The organism is Kitasatospora phosalacinea (assembly GCF_000716545.1).
GTDB lineage: Bacteria > Actinomycetota > Actinomycetes > Streptomycetales > Streptomycetaceae > Kitasatospora > Kitasatospora phosalacinea.
Genome location: NZ_JNWZ01000082.1, coordinates 1 through 24,521 on the forward strand (window position 1 = coordinate 1; position 24,521 = coordinate 24,521).

Below are 24,521 nucleotides of genomic sequence, written 5' to 3' on the forward strand. Positions count from 1 at the left end.
CACCCCCCACCCCCACCCCTGTGCCCCGAGCCGCCAGCCGCCAGCCGCCAGCCGTCGGCCGTCAGCCGTCGGCCGTCAGCCGTCGGCCGGGGTGCCCTTCCGCCGACTGGAGCCGTCGTGCGCCGTCCTCACCTGCGAACCGTCCTGGCCGGGCCGCTCGCCGCCCTGCTGGTGGCCGGAGCCCTGGCCGCCTTCGGCGGTCCGGCGGCGCGGGCCGCCGACCAGCCGTGGACCAACGCGTCCCAGACCCCCGACCAGCGCGCGGACGAGCTGCTCGCCGCGATGACCCGGGCCGAGAAGCTGACCATGCTGCACGGCGGGCCGTCCTGCGGCTACGCGGGCTGCGTCCCGGCCAACACCCGCCTCGGCATCCCCGCGCTGCACTTCCAGGACGGCCCGGTGGGCGCCGGTGACGGCCTGACCGGCGTGACGCAGCTGGCGGCCCCGGTGGCCGGCGCGGCCAGCTGGGACGTGGACCTGATGCGCGCCTACGGTCAGGTGCTCGGTGCCGAGCAGTGGGGCAAGGGCACGAACGTGGTGCTGGCCCCGACGGTCAACATCGTCCGGGACCCGCGCTGGGGCCGGGCCTTCGAGTCGTTCGGCGAGGACCCGTACCTGGCCGGGCAGATCGGCGCCGCCGACATCGCGGGCATCCAGAGCCAGGGCCCGATGGCGCAGGTCAAGCACTTCGCGGTCTACAACCAGGAGACCGACCGCAACTCGATCGCCGACAACGCGGTGGTCTCCGACCGGGCCGAGCGGGAGATCTACCTGCCGGCGTTCGAGGCCGCCGTCCGGCAGGGCGTCGACTCCGCGATGTGCTCCTACTCGGCGGTCAACGGCGCCTTCGCGTGCGAGAACGGTCCGCTGCTGAACGGCGCGCTCAAGGGCGACCTCGGTTTCAAGGGCTTCGTCACCGCCGACTGGGGCGCCACCCACTCCACCGTCGCGTCCGCGAACAACGGCCTCGACGTGGAGATGCCGGGCAGCGACTACTACGGCACCGCGCTGACCGACGCCGTCAACGCCGGGCAGGTCCCGCAGGCGACGATCGACGACCACGTCCGCCGGGTGCTGGTGTCGATGTTCCGCCGCGGGCTCTTCGACCGCGTGCAGACCGGCAACCGGGACGCGGTCGTCACCACCGCCGCGAACGCCGCCGTCGCGCAGAAGGTCGCGCAGGACGGCAGCGTGCTGCTGAAGAACACCGCCTCGGTGCTGCCCGTGCCGCCGTCGGTCAGGTCGATCGCGGTGATCGGCGACGACGCCGGAGCCGGCGTGATGACCCAGGGCGGCGGCAGCGCCGCCGTCAACGCCCCGCACGTGGTGACGCCCTACCAGGGCATCAAGGCCCGTGCCGGAGCCGGGACCACGGTGACGTACGCCCAGGGCGTCCCGTCCGCCGACGGCTCCCTGCCGCCGGTGCCGTCCGCCGCGCTCAAGCCGTCCAGCGGCACCGGCACCGGCCTGTACGGCGAGTACCACAACAGCACCGACCTGTCCGGGCCGGTCGTGGCGAGCCGGGTCGACGCGGGCATCGACACGGTGTGGGGCGGCCAGCCGCCCGCCACCGGGGTCAACGCCACCAACTGGTCGGTGAAGTGGACCGGCACCCTGACCCCGCCCACCAGCGGCAGCTACCAGTTCTCGCTGAACAGCGACGACGGCAGCCGACTGCTCGTCAACGGCCAGCAGGTCATCAACAACTGGTACGACCAGGGGCCCACCACCCGCACCGGCAGCATCACCCTGACGGCCGGTCAGCCGGCGAACATCGAGGTCGACTACTACCAGGCAGGCGGCGGCAGCAACGCCACGCTCGGCTGGGCCGTGCCCGGACAGAGCGCCCACGACCAGGCCGTCGCCGCCGCCCGCGACTCCGAACTCGCGCTCGTCTTCGTCAGCGACTTCCAGTCCGAGGGCTCCGACCTGCGCGACATCGACCTGTCCGCCGCGCAGAACCAACTCGTCGCCGACGTCGCCGCCGTCAACCCGCACACCGTCGTGGTCGTCAACAGCGGCTCCGCCGTCACCATGCCCTGGGCGGGCTCGGTGCAGGGCATCGTCGAGAACTGGTACCCCGGGCAGGAAGCGGGCACCGCGATCGCCGCGCTCCTCTACGGCGACGTCAACTTCTCCGGCAAGCTGCCGGTGACCTTCCCGAAGTCGCTCGCCGACGTGCCCGCCGCGAGCACCGCGCAGTGGCCCGGCCAGAACGGCAGCGTGCAGTACTCCGAGGGCGTGAACGTCGGCTACCGCTGGTACGACGCCAAGAACAAGGAACCCCTGTACCCCTTCGGCCACGGCCTCTCCTACACCACCTTCGGCTACTCCGGCCTGACCGTCTCCGCCCCCGACGGCGCGGGCAACGTGGCCGTCGGCTTCGACGTCACCAACACCGGCACCCGGGCCGGCTCCGAGGTCGCCCAGGTGTACGTCGGCCAACCGGCCGCCGGCGGCGAGCCGCCGAAGAACCTGCGCGCCTTCCAGAAGGTCGCCCTCGACCCCGGCCGGACCAAGCACGTCACCCTGACCCTGGACGCCCGCAGCTTCCAGTACTGGGCGGGCAGTTGGACCACCGCGACCGGCACCCACACCGTCTCGGTCGGCTCCTCCTCCCGCGACCTGCGCCTGACCGGCCAGACCACCGTCACCGGCGGCGGAAGCACCGGCGGCGGCCTGACCCAGCTGCCGCGCACGGGCTGGACGGCGTCGGCGTCCGCGACCGGTGGGGGCGACGTGGCGGCGAACATGCTGGACGGGGTGGCGGGTTCGCGCTGGTCGTCGGGTGCGCCGATGGCTTCGGGGCAGTCGGTGACGGTGGACACGGGTGCGGTGCGGTCGTTGGCGCGGATCACGATGGACTCCGGTGGCAGTGCCTCCGACTACGCCCGGGGGTACCAGGTGTTCCTGTCCTCGGACGGGGTGTCGTGGGGTTCGGCGGTGGCGTCCGGCGGCGGTACAGGTGCGCTGGTGACGGTGGACTTCCCGGTGCAGAGCGCCCGGTACGTGAAGGTCGTCCAGACCGGGACGTCCACCTCGTGGTGGTCGATCGCCGAGTTCAACGCCTACGGCTGAGCCGGACCGGCCGCGCTCCCGCCCGCGTCCGACGTACGGACGAGGACGGGAGCGCGGGGGCGATGGGGGAGCGGAACGGGTCGGAGATCCGCCTGCGAACGGCTCCGGCGCCAGCGCCGGGCAGATCGTGGCCGCAGCCTGTGGCCTCACGGCGCCGTGCGCGTCAGGAGCGCCCCCCGCGCCCGCGGGGGTTGCTCCGGGGCGGACGGGGTGGGGCCGACCGGGGTGGGGCCGAGGTGGTGGGTGCCGGGGCCGAGGGGGCGGGGCGGGTGGCCGGGGAGGTCGAGGACGGCCGTGCAGCCCGGGGGGACGGTCAGTTCGGCGCTCAGGCCCTCGTCGGTGAGTTGCCAGGAGACGGCGGCGGTGCCGTGGGGGGTGTCGTGGCGGGCCTTCGCCCAGGTGAGGCCGCCGCCGGGGCGGGGGGCGAAGCGGATGGCGCGGTAGCCGGGCTCCTCGGGGGCGAGGCCGGCCACGGTGCGGTGCAGCCAGTCGGCGACCGCGCCGAGCGCGTAGTGGTTGAAGGAGGTCATGCCGCCGGGGTTGAGGGTGCCGTCGGGTCGCAGGCTGTCCCAGCGCTCCCAGATCGTGGTGGCGCCCCGGGTGACGGGGTAGAGCCAGGACGGGCACTCGGTCTGCAGCAGCAGCCGGTAGGCGTCGTCGAGGTGTCCGGCGTCGGTGAGGGCGTCGCAGATCAGCGGGGTGCCGACGAAGCCGGTGGCGATCCGGTGGCCGCCCTCGCGGACGAGTTCGGCCAGCCGGTCGCCGGCCCGGCGGCGGGCGGCGGGGTCGGTGAGCAGGCCGAAGCGCAGGGCGACGGCGTACGCGGTGGGGCTGTCGGAGGTGAGCAGGCCGTCGGGGCCGGTCCAGCGCTGCCGGAACGCGGAGGCGACCTGGTCGGCCAGCAGGCCGTAGCGGTGGGCGTCGGCGTGCTCGCCGATCACCCGGGCGGTGAGGGCCAGGTGCCGGGCGGAGTGGGCGAAGTAGGCGGTGGCGATCAGGTACGGGTCGGTGCGGCCCGCGCCGGGGTCCTCGGGCGGGGCGGCCGGGTCGAGCCAGTCTCCGAGCTGGAAGCCGCTGTCCCAGAGCCGGGTGGGCCCGGCGAGGCGGTCGACCAGGTCGACCCAGCGGCGGCCGGCGGCGTAGTGGCGGCGCAGCAGCTCGGGGTCGTCGAAGCGCTGGTGCAGCAGCCAGGGGGTGAGGGTGGCGACATCGCCCCAGACGGCGCCGGGCCGGATCGGCGTCCAGGCGGGTTCGCCGGGGATGACCGGCACGTACCAGGGGATCGTGCCGTCGGGCAGCTGCTCGACGCCGACGTCGGTGAGCCAGGAGTCGAGCATGCCCGCGCAGTCGTAGAGGAAGGCCGCGGTGGGGGCGAAGACCTGGAGGTCGCCGGTCCAGCCGAGGCGTTCGTCGCGGGCGGGGCAGTCGGTGGGGATGTCGACGAAGTTGCCGCGCATGCTCCACACCACGTTCTCGTGCAGGCGGTTGACCAGCGGGTCGCTGCACTCGAACCAGCCGGTGCGGCGCAGGTCGGTGTGGTGGACGCGGGCGGTGACGTCGGCCGGGTCGAGCTCGCCGGGCCAGCCGGTGATCTCGGCGTAGCGGAAGCCGTGCAGGGTGAAGCGCGGCTCCCAGGTCTGCGGGCCGCCGGCCAGGACCAGGGTGTCCACCGAGCGGGCCTCGCGCAGCGGGCGGACGGCGAGTTCGCCGCCGTCCAGGACTTCGGCGTGCCGCAGGACGACCTCGGTGCCGGCCGGGCCGTCGACGGTGATCCGCAGCCGGCCGACCAGGTTCTGGCCGAAGTCGAGCAGGTGGCGGCCGTCGGGGCGGCGGGTCACCGAGACGGGCGCGACCTCGGCGGTGCAGCGCACCGGCGGGCCCTGCGGGGCGACCAGGGTGCGCGGGTCGCGGGCGTGGACGGCGACCGGGGTCCAGCCGTCGGCGGCGGCCCGCGGGGTGGACCACAGCGGGTCGTCGAGGCGGGAGTCGTGGGTCTCGCCCTCGTACAGGCCGCTGAACAGGATCGGGCCGGGGGCGGCCGTCCAGTCGGGGCCGGTGGCGACGGTGGTGCGGGTGCCGTCGGGGTGGGTGATCTCCAGCTGGGCGATCAGGGACTGGTCGGTGCCGTAGATGTTGCGGGTGCCGCCGTCGAAGCCGTACCGGCCGCGGTACCAGCCGTCGCCGAGCCAGGCGCCGATGGCGTTGTCGCCGGGGGCCAGGTGCGCGGTGACGTCGTGGGTGCGGTAGCGCAGGCGCTCGGGGTAGACCGTCCAGCCGGGGGCGAGCGCCTCGTCGCCGACCCGGCGGCCGTTGATCTCGGCCTCGTACAGGCCGTGCGCGGTGACGTACAGGCGGGCGCGCTCGACGGGCTTGTCGAGGTGGAAGCCGGTGCGGACCCGGGCGGGGCGGCGTTCGGCGTCCGGGTCCTCGGGCCAGGCGGCGCCGACCGGGACGGCGCTCCAGTCGGCGGGGGAGAGCAGGCCGGCCTCGACGGCGGCGGGCGCGCTCCAGGCGGAGGGGCCTTCGCCGTCGGCCCAGACGCGGACGCGGACGGTGGCGCGTTCGCGGGAGGCGAGCGGTGCGGCGGGCCAGGGCACCAGACGGTGGCCGGCGCCGGGCAGCGGGCCGGTGGTGGTGCGGCGGCCGGCGCGTTCGACCTCGATCTCGTAGGCGTCCTGGGCGCGGGTGCCGGCGGGCAGGATCCAGGACAGCCGGGGGGCGGCGGTGCCGGTGCCGAGGCCGTCCGGCAGGTGTTCGAACGTCACCGGGGCGGGCGGGAGGAGCATGGGGACCTTCCGTGGAGGGGCGGTGCGAGCGGCGGGTGCGGGGGCGTCAGCCCTTGACCGCGCCGCCGGTGAGGCCCTTCATGACCTTCTGGTTGAGGAAGAGGTAGACCGCCAGCGTGCCGAAGACGTTCAGGCAGATCGCGGCGAACAGCGGGCCGTACCGGGTGGCGCCGAAGTCGCCGGTGAAGTTCAGCAGGCCGACCTGGACGGTGCGCAGGTCCTGGCTGTTGGTGAAGGTCAGGGCGACCAGCAGGTCGTTCCAGATGAAGAAGAACTGCACCAGGCCGACGGTGAGGATCGCGTTGCGCACCATGGGCAGGCTGATCGTCCAGAACGCGCGCAGGATCCCGGCGCCGTCGATGGCGGCGGCCTCGAAGAGCTCGCGGGGCACCGTCTTGTAGTAGGTGGCCATCATGAAGACGGTCAGCGGCAGGCCGGTGCCGGTGTAGGTGAGGACCAGCGGCCACAGCGTGCCGGACAGGCCGGTGCGGAAGTACACGGTGAACAGCGGCAGCAGGATCAGCTGCGAGGGCACCATGACGCCGGCCAGGAAGACCAGCAGGGTCAGGCTGCGGCCCTTCCACACCATGATCTGCAGCGCGAAGCCCGCAGCCGCGCCGATCAGCAGGACCAGCGCCAGCGAGGGGACGACCGCCAGCAGGCTGTTGCGGACGTACAGGCCGATGTGGCCGGTGGTCCACGCCTCGGCGTAGTTGCCCCACTCCCAGTGGGTGGGCAGGCTCCAGGTGGAGTGGTTGAGGTAGTCGCTGTTGGACTTCACCGAGGTGAGGAACATCCACACCAGCGGGTAGACCTCGACCACCACCAGCAGGGCGATCAGGACCTTGGCCCACAGGCCGCGCAGCGGACGGCGGCGGCGCGCGGCGGCCGGGCGGGCGGCGTGGGCGGGTGCGGTGCGCAGCGGCGCGTCGACGGACATGGCGGCTCAGCCCTTCGTGAGATCGCGCCGCGAGACGCGGAAGACGACCAGCGTCACCAGCAGGCACAGCACCGTCAGCAGGACCGCGATGGTGCTGCCGTAGCCGTAGTCGCCGTAGGTGAAGGACGTCTGGAACATGTAGAGGGTCAGGGGGGTGGTGCCGCTCCCGGGCCCGCCGTTGGTGAGCGCGACGATCGAGTCGAACACCTTGAGGGTGCCGTTGATGCTGAAGATCGCCGAGGACATCAGGACCGGGAACGACAGCGGCAGCACGATGTGGCGGATCAGCCGCAGGCCGGACGCGCCGTCCAGGCGGGCCGATTCGAGGACCTCCTCGGGGATGTCCACCAGGCCGGCGAAGAGCAGCACCGCGTAGAAGCCCATCGAGCGCCAGACGTCCATCAGGACCAGCACCCAGAACGAACCGCCCGCGCTGCCGAACCAGTCGACCGAGTGCAGGCCGACCAGCTCCAGCAGCGAGTTGACCGGGCCGGTCTGCGGGGCGACCTGGAAGAACTTCTGGAACAGCAGGCCGACCGCGACGGTCGGCAGCACCACCGGGAAGAACACCAGGGTGCGCACCAGCGCGGAGGCCCTCTTCAGGTAGAAGGTGTAGAGCAGCGCCAGCGCGTAGCCGGCGGCGACCTGGCCGGCGGTGACGACGACCGCGTACTTGACGGTGAACCAGAGGGCGTCGTGGACCGCCGGGTCGTCGGCGAGGCGCTGGAAGTTGGAGAATCCGGCCCAGCTGAACCCCGTGATGCTGTTGCCCTTGGTGAAGGAGTACCCCAGCGACCAGCCGATGGGGACGAGCATGACGAGGGTGTACACCAGCAGGGCGGGCCCCAGCAGGATCGCGACGGCCCTGCGGTCACCGAGTACGCGGTGCATTGGACGTGTTCCTTCGTTGTCGTGGCGGGAGCTGTCGCGGCGCGGCGGGCGGGGCCGTGCGTCCCCGCCCGCCGGACCGCCGCGGGTGCCTCACTGGGCCAGGGCGTCCTGGACCAGCTGCATGAACTTCTCCGGGCTGGTCGCGCCGGTCACCAGGGAGGCGGCGTTCTGCTGGCTGACGGTGGTGGCCTTGGTGCTGAACAGGGCCTCGAACCAGAGCACGCTCTCCTTGGAGGCGCCGATGGTGTCGCGGATCTGGCCGGTGACCGCGTTGGCGCTCTCCACCGGGGTGTTCACCTTGAAGCCGGAGATGGTGCCCTGGTCCTTGAGCGCGACGCTGCCGTAGTTCCGGGCGACGCACTTCACCCAGTCACCGGTCTTCTGGTCGAAGCCCTTGGCGTTCATCGCCACCGGCAGGCCCACGTTGGAGGGGTACTGGTCGATCGAGCCCTTGCCGCCGGCCACCGCGGGGAACGGCATGAAGCCGACGTTCTCCGCGCCGACGGTGTCCTGCTCGGCGTCGGCGATGTTGGCCAGCGCCCAGCTGCCCATGTAGAACATCGCGGCCTTGCCGCCCAGGAACTGGTTCATCGCGGTGTCGTAGTCGATGGAGCCGACGCCCTGGCCGAAGTAGCCCTTCCTGCCGAGCTCGGCGACCTGCTGGGCGGCCTTGACGTACTCGGGGTCGGTCAGCCTCGCGGTGCCGTTGGCGATCGCGCTCATCGCGCCCGGGCCCAGGCTGCGGTACAGGTAGCCGCTGACCAGGCGGGTGAGGGGCCAGCCCTGCTGGCCGGAGGCGGCGAAGGGCTGCACGCCCGCGCCCTGGAACTTGGCGGCCGCGGCGACCAGTTCGTCCCAGGTCTTGGGGACGGAGACGCCGTTGGCCTCGAAGACCTTCTTGTTGTAGAAGATGCCCTCGATGTTGTACTCGTACGGCAGCACGGCGAGCTTGTTCTGGTACAGCGCCTTGATGGTGGACACCGCGGCGGGCTGCAGCTGGTCGAAGGCGCCGAGCTTGGTGAGTTCGTCCTCCAGGTTGGCGACGTTGCCCGCGGTGAAGAGCTGGGTGGTCAGCGCCGGGGCGTTGCCGGCCGCGAACTGGACCGGCAGGGCGTTCTGGCCCGCCAGCAGTTGCAGCTTCTGGTCGAGGCCGGACTGCGGGACGGTGTCGACCTTCAGCGGCAGCGCCTTGTTCTGGTCGGCGCAGGAGGTCGTCGACAGCGTGGTCAGGGTCTTCTTGATCGTGGTGTTCTCGGTGACCGACAGGTAGTCGAAGTTCTTCGGGGAGGCGCTCGCGCCCGTCCCGCCGCTGCCGCACGCCGAGGCGAGCAGCACGACGGCTGCGGCAGCGGCGGTGTAGCCGGCGAGACGGGTTCTGCCGGTGCGGGTGGGGTTGTTGGTCACGGCTGTGCTCCCTGGCGTCATTGAGCGGAGGCAGGAGGAGGGGCTCACGGGGAACGCGGGGCTCGCACCAGAAAGGGGCCCGACTTTGTAGAACGTTCTCCGTGGCGGGGTCAACAGTGCCGCCGCAGGGCGCTATCGTCAAGACACGAGGACGTAACGGCACGGTCACCTGGGCGATTCGGATGGTCCTGACCAGGGAAGATCGTGTAGAACGTTGTGCAGCAGTGACTTCGAGAGGGCGGGACCATGGAATCGGCGAAACGCACCGGACGCATCACCATCACCGATGTGGCCCGCCACGCCGGTGTCTCGACCGCGGCCGTTTCCAAGGTGCTCCGCAACGCCTACGGCGTCAGCCCCGCCATGCAGGAGCGGGTGCGCGCCGCGATGGCCGAACTGAACTACCGGCCGCACGCCGCGGCGCGCGGGATGCGGGGCCGCACCTACACGGTGGGGGTGCTGCTCGACAGCCTCCGCAACACCTTCTTCGCCGACGTCCTCGACGGCGTCCAGGAGCAACTGCGCGGCAGCGACTACACGGTGCTGATCGGCGCGGCGGGCTTCGGCGCGGCGGAACAGTCGCGCACCGTCCAGTCGATGGTGGACCGTCAGATGGACGGCCTGATCCTGGTCGCCCCGGGCACCGGCCGCGCCGAGGTGCTCACGACCGCGGAGACCACGCCGACGGTGGTGATCGGGCACCACGACGCCGCCGCCGTCCACGACTCGGTCGTCGACGCCGACGACCAGGGCGCGGCGCTGGTCGTCGACCACCTGGTGGAGCTCGGCCACCGGCGGATCGCCCTGCTCGCCGCCCCCGGCCTTAAGGGCAGCGGGTGGCGGCTCACCCCCGAGGTGGTGCTCGCCAAGGGCTACACCGCCGCGATGGAGCGGCACGGCCTGGAGGCGCACGCCCGGGTCCTGGCCGTCCCCTACTCGGAGGAGGGCGGGTACGAGGCCGGCAGGCGCCTGCTGAACGCCGTCGACCGCCCCACCGCCATCATGGCCGGCGCGGACGTCGCCGCCCTCGGCGTCTACCGGGCCGCGTACGAACTCGGCCTGGACATCCCCCGGGACCTCTCGCTGGTCGGCTACAACGACACCGCGATCGCCGCGCTCGCGCCGATCCGGCTCACCAGCGTCGATCAGGCGGGCAGCACCATGGGCGCCACCGCGGCGCGGATGCTCCTCGAACGGGTGGAGGGCCGCCGCGCCCAGGCGATGCGGACCACCATGACGCCGCGCCTGGTCGTGCGCTCCAGCACCGCGGCGCCGCAGGGGGTCTGAGGGGCTTCCGGGCCCGTCTTCGAACCCGGCGGCCTGCCCCGTGACGCCCGGGACGCCGAGAGCGCCCACCGGGCGCCGCGGGGCCGCGACGGGGGTTTGAAAGGATTCAAGGCGCCCGGGTGGGCCGGTGGGGCGGCGAGCCGCTCGGGCGCGGCGCCACCCCTCCCGCGCGCTACGCGGGCCGCGCCCCGGGCAGGGTCGACCGCCGGACCACCAGTTCGGGTTCGAAGACCACCTGCCGGTGCCGGTGCGCCCCGCCACCGGTCTCCTCCGCCAGCAGCTCCGCCGCCGTGCGGCCCATCGCCTCGGCGGGCTGGCGCACCGAGGTCAGCGGCACCGCGGCCGCCGCGGCGAACTCGATGTCGTCGTAGCCGACGATCGCCAGGTCCTCCGGCACCCGCAGGCCCGCCGCGAACACGGCCTGCAACACCCCGAGCGCCAGCAGGTCGTTGGCGCAGAACACGGCGGTCGGCCGCGGCAGCACGCCCAGCAGGCGGGCGCCCGCGTCGCGGCCCGCCGCCACGTCCAGGCCGTCGACCTCCAGGTCGAGCAGTTCGGCGTCGGTGCCGTCCAGTGCCGCCAGCGCGCCGGCCCGGCGGTCGGCGACCTGCTGGAGGCGGTGGCGCCCGCCCGCGAACGCGATCCGCCGGTGGCCGGTGGCCAGCAGGTGGGCGGTGGCCAGCGCGCCGCCCTTGACGTCGTCCACCGACACCGAGCAGGCGTCGATCCCCGGGGCCAGGCGGTCGACCAGGACGAACGGGACGCCGTTGCGGCGCAGGGTGCTCGCGCCGGACCCGGCCGCGTCGGCCGGGGTGAGCAGCACGCCGCGCACCCGCTGCTCGGTGAACAGCGCCAGGTAGTCCGCCTCGTCGGCGAGCCGCTGCGCGCTGTTGCAGACCATCACGCCCAGGCCCTCCGCCCGGGCGGCCTGCTCGGCGCCCCGGGCCACCGAGACGAAGAACGGGTTGCCCAGGTCGAGGACCAGCAGGCCGATGATCCGGCTGCTGCCGGAGCGCAGCTGGCGCGCCGACTCGCTGCGCACGTAGCCGAGTTGCTCGATCGCGGCCTGGACCCTGGCCCTGGTCTCCTCGCCGACCACCTCGGGCCGGTTGATCACGTTCGAGACGGTGCCCACCGACACGCCGGCCAGCCGGGCCACGTCCTTGATTCCCGCCGTACCGCCCATGCCCGAGCCCTCTCCCCGCTCCTGGTTGAAAAGTTTCACCCGGGCGACCGCCGGGTCGGGAACCAGATTACGGCAGCGGCTTGACGGTTTCGCGCGGCTCGGCCTACGGTCACCTTGAAACGATTCAAGTTGTTGAGAGGTGCTCCGGTGACCGACCGATCTGCCGTCAAGGACGTCCTGCGGGCCCAGCGCATCGAGACGCCCTCGTGGGGTTACGGGAACTCGGGCACCCGCTTCAAGGTCTTCGCCCAGGCGGGCGTGCCGCGCGACCCGTTCGAAAAACTGTCCGATGCCGCGCAGGTGCACGCCGCCACCGGAGCGGCCCCGAAGGTCTCGCTGCACATCCCGTGGGACGGGGTCGAGGACTACTCCGCCCTCTGCGCCCACGCCCGGGGCCTCGGGCTGGAGATCGGCGCGATCAACGCCAACGTCTTCCAGGACGACGACTACAGGCTCGGCTCCGTCACCAACCCGGATGCGCGGGTGCGCCGCAAGGCCGTCGACCACCTGCTGGAGTGCGTCGACATCATGGACGCCACCGGCTCGACGGATCTGAAGCTGTGGTTCTCCGACGGCACCAACTACCCGGGCCAGGACGACACTTCGGCCCGGCAGGGCCGGCTGGCCGAGGCGCTGGCGGAGGTGTACGAGCGGCTCGGCGACGGGCAGCGGATCCTGCTGGAGTACAAGCTGTTCGAGCCCGCCTTCTACACCATGGACGTCCCCGACTGGGGCACCGCGTACGCGCACTGCCTGCGGCTGGGCCCGAAGGCGACGGTGGTGGTCGACACCGGCCACCACGCGCCCGGCACCAACATCGAGTTCATCGTCGCGTTCCTGCTGCGCGAGGGGAAGCTCGGCGGCTTCGACTTCAACTCCCGCTTCTACGCGGACGACGACCTGATGGCCGGCGCGGCCGACCCGTTCCAGCTGTTCCGGATCATGCACGAGGTGGTGAAGAACGGCGGCCTCGCGCCGGAGACCGGGGTGGCGTTCATGCTCGACCAGTGCCACAACATCGAGGCGAAGATCCCGGCCGTGATCCGCTCGGTGATGAACGTCCAGGAGGCCACCGCCAAGGCCCTGCTGGTCGACGCCGCTGCCCTGAGGGCCGCCCAGGACGCGGGCGACGTGCTCGCCGCCAACGAGGTGCTGATGGACGCGTACGCCACCGACGTCCGCCCGCTGCTGGCCGAGGTCCGCGCCGAGGCCGGACTCGACCCGAACCCGCTGGCGGCCTACCGCGCCACCGGCTGGGCCGACAAGATCGCCGCCGACCGCGTCGGCGGCCACCAGGCCGGCTGGGGCGCCTGACCCACCGGTAGCGCGGGCCGGTCCGCATCGGCGCACCCACGGACCGGCCCGCACCCCCCCGTGAGCGCCACCGCCCCCTCCGCCCAGACGTAAGGAAACCCCTCCCGCCATGGCCCTGCACCCCGAAGTCGCCGCCCTCCTCGCCCGCTCCAACCGGCTCGGCGCCGACCCGCGCAACACCAACTACGCCGGCGGCAACACCTCCGCCAAGGGCACCGGCACCGACCCCGCCACCGGCCGCGACGTCGAACTGGTCTGGGTCAAGGGCTCCGGCGGCGACCTGGGCACCCTGACCGCCTCCGGCCTGGCGGCGCTGCGCCTGGACCGGCTGCGCTCCCTCGTCGACGTCTACCCGGGCGTGGAGCGCGAGGACGAGATGGTCGCCGCGTTCGACTACTGCCTGCACGGGCGCGGCGGCGCCGCCCCGTCCATCGACACCGCCATGCACGGCCTGGTCGACGCCGCGCACGTCGACCACCTGCACCCCGACTCCGGCATCGCGCTGGCCTGCGCCGCCGACGGCGAGCAGCTCACCGCCGAGTGCTTCGGCGAGAGCGTGGTGTGGGTGCCCTGGCGCCGCCCCGGCTTCCAGCTCGGCCTGGACATCGCCGCCGTCAAGGAAGCCAACCCGCAGGCGATCGGCTGCGTCCTGGGCGGCCACGGCATCACCGCCTGGGGCGAGAGCAGCGAGCAGTGCGAGGCCAACGCGCTGCACATCATCCGCACCGCCGAGCAGTTCCTCGCCGAGCACGGCAAGCCCGAGCCGTTCGGCCCGCTCCTGGACGGCTACCAGGCCCTGCCCGAGGCGGAGCGCCGCGAGCGGGCCGCCGCGCTCGCCCCGCTGCTCCGCGGCCTGGCCTCCACCGACCACCCGCAGGTCGGCCACTTCACCGACAGCACCGAGGTGTTGGACTTCCTGGCCCGCGCCGAGCACCCGCGCCTGGCCGCGCTCGGCACCTCCTGCCCCGACCACTTCCTGCGCACCAAGGTCGCCCCGCTGGTCCTCGACCTGCCCGCCGACGCGCCCCTCGACGAGGCGATCACCCGGCTGCGCGAGCTGCACCAGCAGTACCGCACGGACTACCGCGCCTACTACGACCGGCACGCCACCGCCGACTCCCCGGCGATCCGCGGCGCCGACCCGGCGATCGTCCTCGTCCCCGGCGTGGGCATGTTCTCCTTCGGCAAGGACAAGCAGACCGCCCGCGTGGCCGGCGAGTTCTACCTCAACGCGATCAACGTGATGCGCGGCGCCGAGGCCGTCTCCACCTACGCCCCCATCGAGGAGGCGGAGAAGTTCCGGATCGAGTACTGGGCGCTGGAGGAGGCCAAGCTCCAGCGGATGCCCGCTCCGAAGCCGCTGGCCACCCGCATCGCCCTGGTCACCGGCGCCGGCTCCGGCATCGGCCGGGCGATCGCCGAGCGGCTGGTCGCCGAGGGCGCCTGCGTCGTGGTCGCGGACCTGAACACCGAGAACGCCGCGGCCGTCGCCGAGGAGCTCGGCGGCCCCGACAAGGCGGTGGCGGTGACGGTCGACGTCACCGACGAGGAGCAGATCGTCCAGGCGTTCCGGGCCGCGGCGCTCGCCTTCGGCGGCGTCGACCTGGTGGTCAACAACGCGGGCATCTCCATCTCCAAGCCGCTGCTGGAGACCACCGCCCGCGACTGGGACCTGCAGCACGACATCATGGCCCGCGGCTCCTTCCTCGTCTCCCGCGAGGCCGCCCGCACCATGATCGAGCAGGGCCTGGGCGGCGACATCGTCTACATCGCCTCCAAGAACGCCGTCTTCGCCGGACCGAACAACATCGCCTACTCCGCGACCAAGGCCGACCAGGCCCACCAGGTCCGCCTGCTGGCCGCCGAACTCGGCGAGCACGGCATCCGGGTCAACGGCGTCAACCCGGACGGCGTCGTGCGCGGCTCCGGCATCTTCGCGGGCGGCTGGGGCGCGCAGCGCGCCGCCACCTACGGCATCGAGGAGGACAAGCTCGGCGAGTTCTACGCCCAGCGCACCATCCTCAAGCGCGAGGTGCTGCCCGAGCACGTCGCGGGCGCGGTCTTCGCCCTCACCGGCGGCGACCTCACCCACACCACCGGCCTGCACGTCCCCGTCGACGCCGGTGTCGCCGCCGCCTTCCTGCGCTGACCCGCCCCCAGCCGCGGTGCGGGCCGCGCACTCCTCTTCGCGGCCCGCACCGCACCACCCCCGCCAACCCCGCCACCCCTGCCGCACCACCGAGGACGCCTGCCGTGAAACCCCCCACCCCCCGCACCCCGACCGCCTTCGCGGCGGCGGACCTCGGTGCCACCAGCGGACGGGTCGTCGTCGGCCGCGTCGGCCGGGACAGCCTGGACCTCACCGAGACCCACCGCTTCGACAACACCCCCGCCCAACTCCCCGACGGGCTCCACTGGAACGCCCTGGGCCTGTACCAGGGCGTCCTCGACGGGCTGCGCGAAGCCGCCGCCCGCTGGGAGATCGCCTCCGTCGGCATCGACAGCTGGGCCGTCGACTACGGGCTCCTCGACGCCGACGGCGCCCTGATCGGCAACCCCTTCCACTACCGCGACCCGCGCGGCGCCGCCGTCGTCGAAGAGGTCTGGCGCCGCGTCCCCGCCCGCGACCTGCACCGGATCACCGGCCTCCAGCACCTGCCGTTCAACACGATCTTCCAACTCGCCGCCGAGAAGGACCTCGACCGGGCCCGCACCCTGCTGCTGATCCCCGACCTGCTCACCCACTGGCTCACCGGCAGCACCGGCACCGAGGCCACCAACGCCTCCACCACCGGCCTGTACGACGCGCGCACCGGCACCTGGTCCACCCCGATCCTCGCCGCCCTCGGCCTCGACCCCGCCCTGCTGCCCCCGCTGCGCCGTCCCGGCGACCACGCCGGCACCCTCCTGCCGCACGTCGCCGCCGCCACCGGCCTGCGCCCCGGCACCCCGGTCACCGCCGTCGCCTCCCACGACACCGCCTCCGCCGTCGCCGCCGTCCCGGCCACCACCGCCGACTTCGCCTACATCTCCTGCGGGACCTGGTCGCTGGCCGGACTCGAACTCGACGCCCCCGTCCTCACCGACGCCTCCCGCGCCGCCAACTTCACCAACGAACTCGGCATCGACCACACCGTCCGCTACCTGCGCAACGTCATGGGCCTGTGGCTGCTCAGCGAGAGCCAGCGCACCTGGCGCGCCCAGGGCCGCGGCCACCACCTGCCGGAACTGCTCGGACGCGCCGCCGCCGCCCGCCCGTTCGCCGCGTTGGTCGACCCCGACGCCCCCGAGTTCCTCGCCCCCGGCGACCTGCCCGCCCGCCTCGCCGAGCACTGCGCCCGCACCGGCCAGCACCTGCCCGACGACCAGGGCGCCGTCGTCCGCTGCATCCTGGAGAGCCTCGCCCTCGCCCACCGCCACACCCTGCGCCAGGCCGCCCGGCTCACCGGCCGGTCCGTCCGCACGATCCACCTGGTCGGCGGTGGCAGCCGCAACGAACTGCTCTGCCAGTTCACCGCCGACGCCACCGGCCTGCCCGTGGTGGCCGGGCCCGCCGAGGCCACCGCCATCGGCAACGTCCTGGTCCAGGCCCGCGCCCACGGCCTGGTCGCCGACCGCCGCGCCATGCGCCGCCTCGTCGCCCGCACCCAGCACCTGAAGCGCTACGAGCCCAGCGGCGACACCCGGGCCTGGGACTCCGCCGCCGCCCGGGTCGGCCTGAGCTGAACCGGCCGGGCCGCCGCCGCGAACTCGTCGCGCCGGGCCCCGCGGAAGCCGAGCCAGCCGACCGCCAGGCCGGCGGCCGACACGGCGGCGAGGCCGGCGTACAGCAGGGACGGGTCGAGCCGCAGCAGGGCCGGGGTGACCAGGGCGAACGCGGCGGCGAGGTAGCGGGCGGCGGCGATGACCGTGCCCTGGGCGGTGGCCCGCAGCAGGGTGGGGAAGGACTCCTGGGCCCAGGTCTTCATGATCCCCTCGAAGGCGAACGCGCCGCCGACCGCGTTGACCGCCGCGGAGAGGGCGAGCGTGGCCAGGGAGAAGCCGAACAGCGGCGGGACCAGGTAGGCGCCCGTCAGGCAGGCGCCGCCGGAGGCGAAGTACGCCATCCGGCGCGGCGTCCCGGCGATCCGCATGAACCACAGGCCGGCCGCGACGGTGACCGGCAGCACCAGCAGCGACAGGCGCGAGCCGACGTCCACCGGCAGGCCGGCGACGTTGACCGCGACGTAGGCGCCGAACTGGCCGCTGGTGTTCGCGGCCAGGTTGGTCAGGGCGTAGAAGCCGAGCAGCGCGGCGAACGGGCGCAGGTGGCGGCCCCGGAGCAGGAGGCGGGCCGGAGCCGGGCTCCGCTCGCGCCGGGCGGTCAGCCAGACCGGGGACTCCGGCAGGGAGAGCCGGGCCAGGACCAGCAGCAGCGCGATCGCGCCGACGTGCCCGTAGAGGAGTTGGCCGCCGGCTCTGCCCCAGCCGCCGACGACGGCGGCGACCACGCCGGCGGCCGCGGCGCCCACGCCCCACAGGACGTTGGAGAAGCCGAGCAGCGCGGCCCTGGTCCGGTCGGTCGCCGACTCGGAGACCATCGCGAGCGCCACGGGCAGGTCGGCCCCGGAGCCGAGGCCGAGCACCAGGGTGCCGAGCAGCAGCGGTGCGAACCCGGTGGACAGGACCATCAGCGCGCATCCGACGACGACCATCGCCATGGTGGCCGTGAACACGCGGCGGCGCCCGAAGCGGTCGCCGAGGCGCCCGCCCAGCAGGGCGCCGGTGGCGATGGCGGCGGTCAGCGTGCCGGACAGGGCGCCGACCTGCCCGGCGGACAGGTGCAGCGGCCCCTGGTAGATCACCAGGGCGGTGCCGGTGGAGACGATCGCCGCGGCGTCCACGTACGAGGCCATGCCCGCCACCACGCCCGCGCGCCAGGAGCGGCGGTGCTGCACGGGGACTCGGTCGTTCACGGTGGCTCCTGGGGGTTCACGCCGATCGACCGGGCGCGGCGGCCGGGGTCGAGCGGCGTCGACGTCACCGCGGCCCGTCGGGGTCCGCGCTCCCATGGTGCGGGAGCGGGGCCGGTCCTCGGGCACCGGACGGTGTGAGGTGCGCCGCTCCGCCTCCGGCGGTCAGCCGGCGTCGTCGACGCAGGCGATCTTCCGCAGCAGGTCGACCGCGACGGGCCGCTCGCCGTCCCGGAGGGAGGCGAGCAGCAGTTCGTTGACGTGTTCGGCGGGCGGGATGAGGTCGTGCAGCAGCCGTTCGCCCTCGGCGGTGAGCTCCAGCAGGGTGCGGCGGCGGTCGGCGTCGTCGCGGACCTGGCTGACGTAGCCCTGGTCGGTGAGGCGGCGGACGATGTGGTTGATGGTGGAGCGGTCCAGCGAGGTCGCCGCGGCCGCGGTGCGCTGGTCGCTGCCGGGCCGGCGGGCGAGCGCGTTGAGGACGGCGAACTGCTGGGAGGTGACCTCGCGCGAGACGTGGGCGGCCCAGAGCGAGGTGTGGACCTGTTCCGCGCGGCGGATGAGGTGTCCGACGTAGTGGTCCAGTTCCAGTGAGCGTGTCACGGTGTCGTCGTTTCCTTCGCCGGGGCCGGAGGCCGGGGGTGCCGCTGGTGCGCGTGGGTGCGACCGGTCGTCGAGTCTACGAGCGGGCGGCACCGCCCCGGCGCGGCGCAGGCCCCGGGTCAGCCGCCGGTGCGGGCGCGGCGGCCGGGCCGCTCGGCGTACGGGGTGGCGCGGCTACCGTCGACGCCGACCTCCAGGCGGCCGATCCGCTCGATGTCGACGGTGATCCGGTCGCCGTGCCGGATCGGGCCGACCCCGGCGGGGGTGCCGGTGGCGATCACGTCGCCGGGGTGCAGGGTCATCACGGAGCTGGTGTAGGCGACCAGTTCGGCGACGCCGAAGATCAGGTCGGCGGTGCTGGTGTGCTGCCGCTGCTCGCCCGCCACCGTGCAGCGCAGGTCGAGCGCGTCGGGGTCGGGGACCTCGTCGGCGGTGGTGATCCACGGGCCGAGGGGGGTGAAGGTGTCGAAGGACTTGCGGGTGGAGCGGTCCTCGGTGGAGCGGACGGTGATGTCCAGCAGGCAGGTGTAGCCGAAGACGTGCGAGAGGGCGTCGGCGACCGGGACGCGGCTCGCGGTGCGCCCGATGACGACGGCGAGTTCGCCCTCCTGGTCGGTGCGCAGGTCGCTGTAGGGCAGCAGGACGTCCCGGCCCGGGCCGATCACGGAGGAGGTGGCCTTGAGGAAGACGCCCAGCTCGGCGATCGAGGTCGGGTACGCCATCTCGGCCTTGTGGTCGAGGTAGTTGACGGGCGCGCCGACGATCTTCCCGGGGCGGGGGAGCGGCGCTTCGAGCTCCGCCTCCGCCAGCGGGGTGCGCGGCAGGCCGCGCAGGTCGTGCGGATCGGGGACGGTGCCGCGCTCGATGTGGCGCTGCAGGGGCCCGGCCGGGCCGTACGGGCCGGGACCGGCGAGGAGTTCGGTGACGTCGACGAGGTGGTCGCCGTCGACCAGGCCGATCCGGTCCTGGTCGAAGAGTGCGAGACGCATGGGAGGTCCTTGCTGGGGAGGGGGTGGATCAGGCGCCGGGGTCGCCCGGTTCGGTGCGGTACAGGCCCAGCGAGCGCATCACCGGCTCGTCGCTGTAGGAGAACAGCACCGCGTCCCGGGAGGCGGAGGCGTTGACGTGCCGGTAGGTGGCCCAGCCGGGGATCGCGATGGTGTCGTGCTCGGACCACTCCAGGCGGACGCCGTCGACGACGGTGGCGCCCTCGCCGCGGACCACGTTGATGACGGTGGAGGCGGTGTGGCGGCGGCCGGCGCCGTCGAAGCCGGGGCGCAGGCGGTGGATCCGGCAGCCGATGGTGGGCATGACCGGGCCGCCGGTGAACGGGTCGGTGTACTCCAGCGCGATGCCGTCCACCTCGCTGCCGGTGGCGTCCTCGGCGATGGCGTCGAGCGCGCGGGCCGTCTCCTGCCAGGTGTAGCGGGTGACGGGGGAGTTGCCGGTGCCGTCCGGGGTGAGCCAGGTGGGGTTGAGGCGGCCGTGCAGGAACTGGCGGCTGCCGAGGTCGGCGCCGCGGGTGAGCGGCTGGAGCCTCTCGGGGTACTGCTCGTAGAAACCGGCTTCGAGCGCGTTGACCAGCGGGTAGTCGAGCGCGTCGAGCCAGATCATCGGCGCGTCGCCCTGATGGGTGTGGTCGTGCCAGTGCCAGCCGGGCGTGAGCAGCAGGTCGCCGGGTGCCATCCGGACGGGTTCGCCGTTGACGGTGGTGTACGCGCCCTCGCCCTCCAGGACGAAGCGGAAGGCGTTGGAGGTGTGCCGGTGGGCCTGGGCGGTCTCGCCGGGCAGGATGATCTGCAGGCCCGCGTACAGGGTGGTGACGGTGGCGGGCGGGTCGGTGAGGCCGGGGTTGACCAGCATCAGCACCCGCCGCTCGGCCTCGTGCAGGGACAGCGTCTTCGAGAAGTGCAGCAGGTGCGGGCGCAGGTCCTGCCAACTCCACCGGTAGGGCAGGGCGCGGCTTCGGGGCTGGGCGGGGAAGAGGTTGCCGTAGAAGCGCCATAGCGGCGCGGCGCCGAGCTGCTCCAGGGCCGCGTAGGCGTCGTCGGTCATGCGGGGGCTCCGATCGAAGCGGCGGTCGCGGGCGCGGTCGCGGGCGCGGCGACGGTACCGGGGGCGGGCGTCCACACCCAGGCGATGTCGTCGAAGTCGGCGGGGGAGCGGTGGGCCAGGGCGAGGTTGCGCATGGTGGCGCCCATGCCGTCGAGGTGGCAGAGGTCGCCGAACAGGTGCGCGCCCCTCTGGACGCGCCCGGCCCGTTCGGTGCGGCGCCCGGCGTAGGCGGTGAACGCGTCGGCGGCGTCGGCCTGTTCGCGCAGCGCCCGGCCGAGCGCGGTGGCGTCCTCCAGGGCCTGGCAGGCGCCCTGGGCGAGGTACTGCAGCATCGGGTGGGCCGCGTCGCCGAGCAGGGCGATCCGGCCGTACGCCCACCGCCCCAGCGGCGGACGGTCGTACAGCGGCCAGCGGCGGTCGCGGGCGACCAGCGGCAGCGCGTCGCGGACGGCCTCGCAGGCGGTGGCGAAGCGCTCCTCCAGCTCGGCCTCGGTGCCCCAGGTGTCCGAGTCGGGGGTGTAGCCGTCGCTGCGGAACACGGCGACCTGGTTGTACAGCTCGCCGCGCCGCACCGGGTACTGGACCAGGTGCATGGCGGGGCCGGCCCAGACCACGACGGCCGCGTCGGCCGCGGCCTGCGACATCCGGCCGGTCATCCGCCCGGTGGGGATCGCGCCGCGGTAGGCGACGTACCGGGAGCAGACCGGGTCGCCCTCGCCGGTCAGCGCGCGGCGCAGCCGGGAGTGCAGGCCGTCGGCGGCGATCACCGCGTCGGCGTCCAGCCGCTCGTCCCGCTCCGCGAAGGACAGCCGGACGCGGTCGGCGTCCTGCTCGGCGCGGGTCACGGTGAGCCCGGTGCGCAGGGTGACCAGCGGCTCGGCCCGGCAGGCGGCGAGCAGCGCCGCGTGCAGGTCGGTGCGGTGGGTGACCAGGTACGGGTGGGCGAAGCGCTCGGTGTAGGCGCGGCCGCGCAGGTCGAGCGAGGTCACCTCGGTGCCGGTGACGGCGTCCATCATGACCAGCCGGGGCGGCGTGACGGCGCTGCGCCGGACCTCGGCCAGGATGCCGAGCTCGTCCAGGGCGAGCGAGGCGTTGGGGGCCAGTTGCAGGCCGGCACCGATCTCGCCGAACCGCGCGGCGCGTTCGACGAGCGTGACGGTGCGGCCCGCGCGGGCGGCGGCGAGCGCCGCGGCGAGACCGCCGATTCCGCCGCCGACGACGGCGAGCGGGAGGGGGGATGGCACGCGGCCTCCTCAAGATATGATCAGTACATCAATCATTGATGGGCAGACGATATGCGGCGAGATCCGCCCCGTCAACGGATGCGACGGCAGAACGTTCTACGTTTTTCCGAATCGCCCAACTGGTTGACCGCCCGGTCCGGCGCGCCTAGATTTCCGCCAGCTGTAGAACGATGCACAGCGCAGCTCCCGCCCGGGGCGGTCCGGTCCATCGCCGCGCCCCGCACACCCCACCCCCACCCCCACCCCGGCGCCGGTGCGCGCGTCCCCACCAGCCGCGCCCGACCGCCGCCACACCCCCAGGAGAGCCGCATGAGACGCCGCGCGTTCCTCACCACCGCCGTCCTGACCGCCCTGGCCACCACCGTCCCCCCGGTGGCCGCGGCACCCGCCGCCCGCGCCGCCACGGCCGACGGCACCCCGCAGGCCCGGGCCGACCGGCTCCTCGCCGCCATGACGCCCGCCCAGAAGGAAGCGCTGATCCGGTGCGACTTCGGCGCGCTCGCCGGCCTGGGCATCCCGGCGCTGTCCATCGCCGACGCCTCGGCCGGCCTGCGCGGCGAGAGCGGCGTGACGGCCTTTCCCGTCCCGATCGCCCAGGCCGCCACCTTCGACGCCGACCGCACCGGCGCGCTCGGCGCCGCCATCGGCGCGGAGGGCCGCGCCAAGGGCTACAACAACCTCCTCGCCCCCACCGTCGACATCGCCCGGCACTGGCACTCGGGCCGCCAGGCCGAAGGCATGGGCGAGGACCCCTACCTCACCGGCACCCTCGCCGCGACCTTCACCGCTTCGATGCAGCAGCAGGGCGTCGTCGCCACCGTCAAGCACTTCGCCGCCTACACCCAGGAGGACAACCGGAGCGCGGTCAACGTCACCGTCTCCGACCGCGCCCTGCACGAGATCTACCAGGCCCCGTTCCGCCGGATCGTCGCCACCACCCCGCTGACCTCCGTGATGATGGCCTACCCCAAGGTCAACGGCGTCTTCGCCGTCCAGAGCCAGGCCCTGTTCGGAGACCTGAAGAACACCATCGGCCTGCAGGGCCACACCGTCCCCGACTTCTGGGCCGGAGACGACCAGGTCGCCGCCGTCCGCGCCGGGATGGACCTCGTCGGACTCGGCCCCGGCGGCGTCCAGGCCCCGGCCGGGAGCATCACCTCGGGCGTCGGTTCCGCCCGACTCGACGACGCCGCCCGCCGCGTCCTGGCCACCATGATCGGCGCCGGACTGTTCGACGAACCGCTCCCGGCGCCCGCCGCGAACGTCAGCACCCGGGCCCACCAGGACCTCGCCCACGACCTCGCCGTCCACGGCACCGTCCTGCTGCAGAACAAGGGCGCACTGCCCCTGGCCAAGCCCGCCCGCATCGCCGTCATCGGCCCGGCCGGCACCGACGCCATCACCGGCGTCTCCGGCTCCAGCTACGTCGACCCCGGCACCTGGACCACCCCGCTGCAGGCCATCCGCGACCGGGCCGGCAGCGCGACCACCGTCACCTTCGCCCAGGGCAGCGCCGGTGACGTCCCGCTCCCCGCCGTCCCCGCAGCCGTCCTGAAGACCGCCGCGGGCGCCACCGGACTGACCGTCAGCTACTACGCCGGCCCGCAGCCCACCGGCACCCCGATCGCCACCCGGACCGTCCCGGCCGTCGACTTCGCGCAGGCCCCGCTCGACGGCCTGCCCCCGGTCTGGTCCGCCCGCTGGACCGGCAAGCTCACCCCCACCGGCACCGGCCTGCACCGCTTCTCGCTGCTGCCCTCCGGAACGGCGAGCCTCGCCCTCGGCGGAGCCACCGTGGTCTCCGGCACCCGCCACATGGCCCGCTTCTTCCTCGGCCCCTACGACTACCCCCTCCAGGGCACCGCCACCCTCACCGCCGGCGCCCCCGTCGACCTCGAGGTCACCTACACCAACGCCAGTGCCCAGTACGGCGCCTGCGGCCTCACCCTCGGCTGGCAGCCCGACTCCCTCATCCCCGCCGCGGTCGCCGCCGCGCGCGCCGCCGACACCGCCGTCGTCTTCGCCAACCGGATGGGCGGCGAGGACATGGACCACACCTCGCTCGACCTCCCCGGCGACCAGAACCAGCTCATCGCGGCCGTCGCCGCCGCCAACCCCCGCACCGTCGTCGTCCTCAACACCGACGGTCCCGTCGCGATGCCCTGGCTGAACTCCGTCAGCGGCGTCGTCCAGGCCTGGTACGGCGGACGCGCCACCGGCACCGCCCTCGCGGCCGTCCTGTTCGGCGACAGCGACCCCGGCGGGCGCCTGCCCGTCACCTTCCCCGCCACCGCGGCCCAGGGCGCCGGTGCCACCCCCGCGACCTACCCCGGCGACGGCACCACCGTCGCCCACAGCGAGGACACCGCCGTCGGCTACCGCTACTACGACCGCTACGGCCAGAACCCCCTCTTCCCCTTCGGCCACGGCCTGTCCTACACCACCTTCGCCGTCGGAGAGTTCACCCTCGCCTGGGACGCCTCCGCCAAGACCCTCACCGCCACCGCGAAGGTCACCAACTCCGGCACCCGCACCGGCTGGAGCGTCGTCCAGCTCTACGCCGCCCTGCCCGCCGCCGCCAACGCCGAACCCCGCCGCCTCGTCGGCTTCCGCAAGGTCCAGCTCGCCAAGGGCGCCGGCACCCGGGTCGCCTTCACCGTCACCGCCCAGGACCTCTCCACCTGGCAGTCCGGCACCTGGTACCTCACCCCGGGCCTGTACACCCTCTCCGCCGGCCAGTCCTCCCACGACCTGCCCGTCCAGCGCACCGTCACCATCGGCTGA

16 protein-coding genes are annotated in these 24,521 nt (G+C 73.8%); 6 read left to right on the top strand and 10 right to left on the bottom strand.

Going from position 1 to position 24,521, the window contains the following annotated elements:
- Positions 1-117 precede the first annotated feature (117 nt).
- The gene (locus tag OO48_RS29745; RefSeq protein WP_063830765.1) at positions 118-3,078 is read left to right on the top strand and encodes a beta-glucosidase; all 2,961 of its coding nucleotides are present in this window, start codon (positions 118-120) and stop codon (positions 3,076-3,078) included.
- A gap of 146 nt (positions 3,079-3,224) precedes the next feature.
- Here OO48_RS29745 and OO48_RS29750 read toward each other — a convergent pair whose 3' ends face one another.
- The 4 genes from OO48_RS29750 to OO48_RS29765 all read right to left on the bottom strand — a co-directional run bounded on the left by OO48_RS29750 (position 3,225) and on the right by OO48_RS29765 (position 9,099).
- Positions 3,225-5,864, bottom strand: a complete 2,640-nt coding sequence (locus OO48_RS29750; RefSeq protein ID WP_081952484.1) for an alpha-L-rhamnosidase — start codon at positions 5,862-5,864, stop codon at positions 3,225-3,227.
- 46 nt (positions 5,865-5,910) lie between these two features.
- A complete protein-coding gene (locus OO48_RS29755) occupies positions 5,911-6,804 on the bottom strand; it encodes a carbohydrate ABC transporter permease (protein ID WP_033221901.1) in 894 nt (297 codons plus the stop codon).
- Positions 6,805-6,810: 6 nt separating this feature from the next.
- The gene (locus tag OO48_RS29760; protein ID WP_033221903.1) at positions 6,811-7,695 is read right to left on the bottom strand and encodes a carbohydrate ABC transporter permease; all 885 of its coding nucleotides are present in this window, start codon (positions 7,693-7,695) and stop codon (positions 6,811-6,813) included.
- 90 nt (positions 7,696-7,785) lie between these two features.
- Positions 7,786-9,099 (bottom strand): ABC transporter substrate-binding protein, encoded by a 1,314-nt coding sequence (locus tag OO48_RS29765; protein WP_063830766.1) that lies wholly within the window; start codon positions 9,097-9,099, stop codon positions 7,786-7,788.
- A 246-nt stretch (positions 9,100-9,345) separates the two neighbouring features.
- Between OO48_RS29765 and OO48_RS29770 the strand changes: the two genes are divergently transcribed.
- Positions 9,346-10,386, top strand: a complete 1,041-nt coding sequence (locus OO48_RS29770; RefSeq protein ID WP_081952485.1) for a LacI family DNA-binding transcriptional regulator — start codon at positions 9,346-9,348, stop codon at positions 10,384-10,386.
- Positions 10,387-10,558: 172 nt separating this feature from the next.
- Here OO48_RS29770 and OO48_RS29775 read toward each other — a convergent pair whose 3' ends face one another.
- On the bottom strand, positions 10,559-11,572 hold the full coding sequence (locus OO48_RS29775; protein WP_033221905.1) for a LacI family DNA-binding transcriptional regulator: 1,014 nt from the start codon (positions 11,570-11,572) through the stop codon (positions 10,559-10,561).
- Between the two features lie 147 nt (positions 11,573-11,719).
- Between OO48_RS29775 and rhaI the strand changes: the two genes are divergently transcribed.
- The 3 genes from rhaI (at position 11,720) to OO48_RS29790 (ending at position 16,612) form a co-directional block, all read left to right on the top strand.
- Positions 11,720-12,886 carry an L-rhamnose isomerase gene (gene rhaI, locus OO48_RS29780; RefSeq protein WP_033221906.1) on the top strand — a complete coding sequence of 389 codons (1,167 nt, stop codon included), beginning with the start codon at positions 11,720-11,722 and terminating at the stop codon, positions 12,884-12,886.
- A 109-nt stretch (positions 12,887-12,995) separates the two neighbouring features.
- Positions 12,996-15,035, top strand: a complete 2,040-nt coding sequence (locus OO48_RS29785) for a bifunctional rhamnulose-1-phosphate aldolase/short-chain dehydrogenase (RefSeq protein ID WP_033221908.1) — start codon at positions 12,996-12,998, stop codon at positions 15,033-15,035.
- 104 nt (positions 15,036-15,139) lie between these two features.
- Complete coding sequence (locus OO48_RS29790; protein ID WP_033221913.1) at positions 15,140-16,612, top strand: rhamnulokinase; 1,473 nt, start codon at positions 15,140-15,142, stop codon at positions 16,610-16,612.
- Here the strand turns inward: OO48_RS29790 and OO48_RS29795 are convergent.
- From OO48_RS29795 to OO48_RS29815, 5 genes are all read right to left on the bottom strand, one after another.
- A complete protein-coding gene (locus tag OO48_RS29795) occupies positions 16,549-17,841 on the bottom strand; it encodes an MFS transporter (RefSeq protein ID WP_051733104.1) in 1,293 nt (430 codons plus the stop codon). The genes OO48_RS29790 and OO48_RS29795 overlap by 64 nt on opposite strands.
- A gap of 162 nt (positions 17,842-18,003) precedes the next feature.
- Positions 18,004-18,438, bottom strand: coding sequence for a MarR family winged helix-turn-helix transcriptional regulator (locus OO48_RS29800; RefSeq protein WP_033221915.1), 435 nt, complete (start codon positions 18,436-18,438; stop codon positions 18,004-18,006).
- A 119-nt stretch (positions 18,439-18,557) separates the two neighbouring features.
- Entirely contained in the window at positions 18,558-19,427 is an 870-nt protein-coding gene (locus OO48_RS29805; protein WP_033221917.1) for a fumarylacetoacetate hydrolase family protein, read from the bottom strand.
- A gap of 28 nt (positions 19,428-19,455) precedes the next feature.
- Positions 19,456-20,493: a cupin domain-containing protein gene (locus OO48_RS29810; RefSeq protein WP_033221940.1), complete on the bottom strand. Its 1,038-nt coding sequence runs from the start codon at positions 20,491-20,493 to the stop codon at positions 19,456-19,458.
- Complete coding sequence (locus tag OO48_RS29815) at positions 20,490-21,737, bottom strand: FAD-dependent monooxygenase (RefSeq protein WP_033221919.1); 1,248 nt, start codon at positions 21,735-21,737, stop codon at positions 20,490-20,492. Before OO48_RS29815 ends, OO48_RS29810 begins: the two co-directional genes overlap by 4 nt.
- Positions 21,738-22,046: 309 nt before the next feature.
- Here OO48_RS29815 and OO48_RS29820 point away from each other — a divergent pair, with 309 nt between their 5' ends.
- Positions 22,047-24,521 carry a glycoside hydrolase family 3 protein gene (locus OO48_RS29820; protein WP_033221920.1) on the top strand — a complete coding sequence of 825 codons (2,475 nt, stop codon included), beginning with the start codon at positions 22,047-22,049 and terminating at the stop codon, positions 24,519-24,521.

Bases quoted from the DNA above. Each gene is read 5' to 3' on its own strand.
- OO48_RS29750 (WP_081952484.1), bottom strand. From the start codon at position 5,864: ATGCTCCTCCCGCCCGCCCCGGTGACGTTCGAACACCTGCCGGACGGC.
- OO48_RS29755 (WP_033221901.1), bottom strand. From the start codon at position 6,804: ATGTCCGTCGACGCGCCGCTGCGCACCGCACCCGCCCACGCCGCCCGC.
- OO48_RS29760 (WP_033221903.1), bottom strand. From the start codon at position 7,695: ATGCACCGCGTACTCGGTGACCGCAGGGCCGTCGCGATCCTGCTGGGG.
- OO48_RS29770 (WP_081952485.1), top strand. From the start codon at position 9,346: ATGGAATCGGCGAAACGCACCGGACGCATCACCATCACCGATGTGGCC.
- OO48_RS29775 (WP_033221905.1), bottom strand. From the start codon at position 11,572: ATGGGCGGTACGGCGGGAATCAAGGACGTGGCCCGGCTGGCCGGCGTG.
- OO48_RS29785 (WP_033221908.1), top strand. From the start codon at position 12,996: ATGGCCCTGCACCCCGAAGTCGCCGCCCTCCTCGCCCGCTCCAACCGG.
- OO48_RS29805 (WP_033221917.1), bottom strand. From the start codon at position 19,427: ATGCGTCTCGCACTCTTCGACCAGGACCGGATCGGCCTGGTCGACGGC.
- OO48_RS29810 (WP_033221940.1), bottom strand. From the start codon at position 20,493: ATGACCGACGACGCCTACGCGGCCCTGGAGCAGCTCGGCGCCGCGCCG.
- OO48_RS29820 (WP_033221920.1), top strand. From the start codon at position 22,047: ATGAGACGCCGCGCGTTCCTCACCACCGCCGTCCTGACCGCCCTGGCC.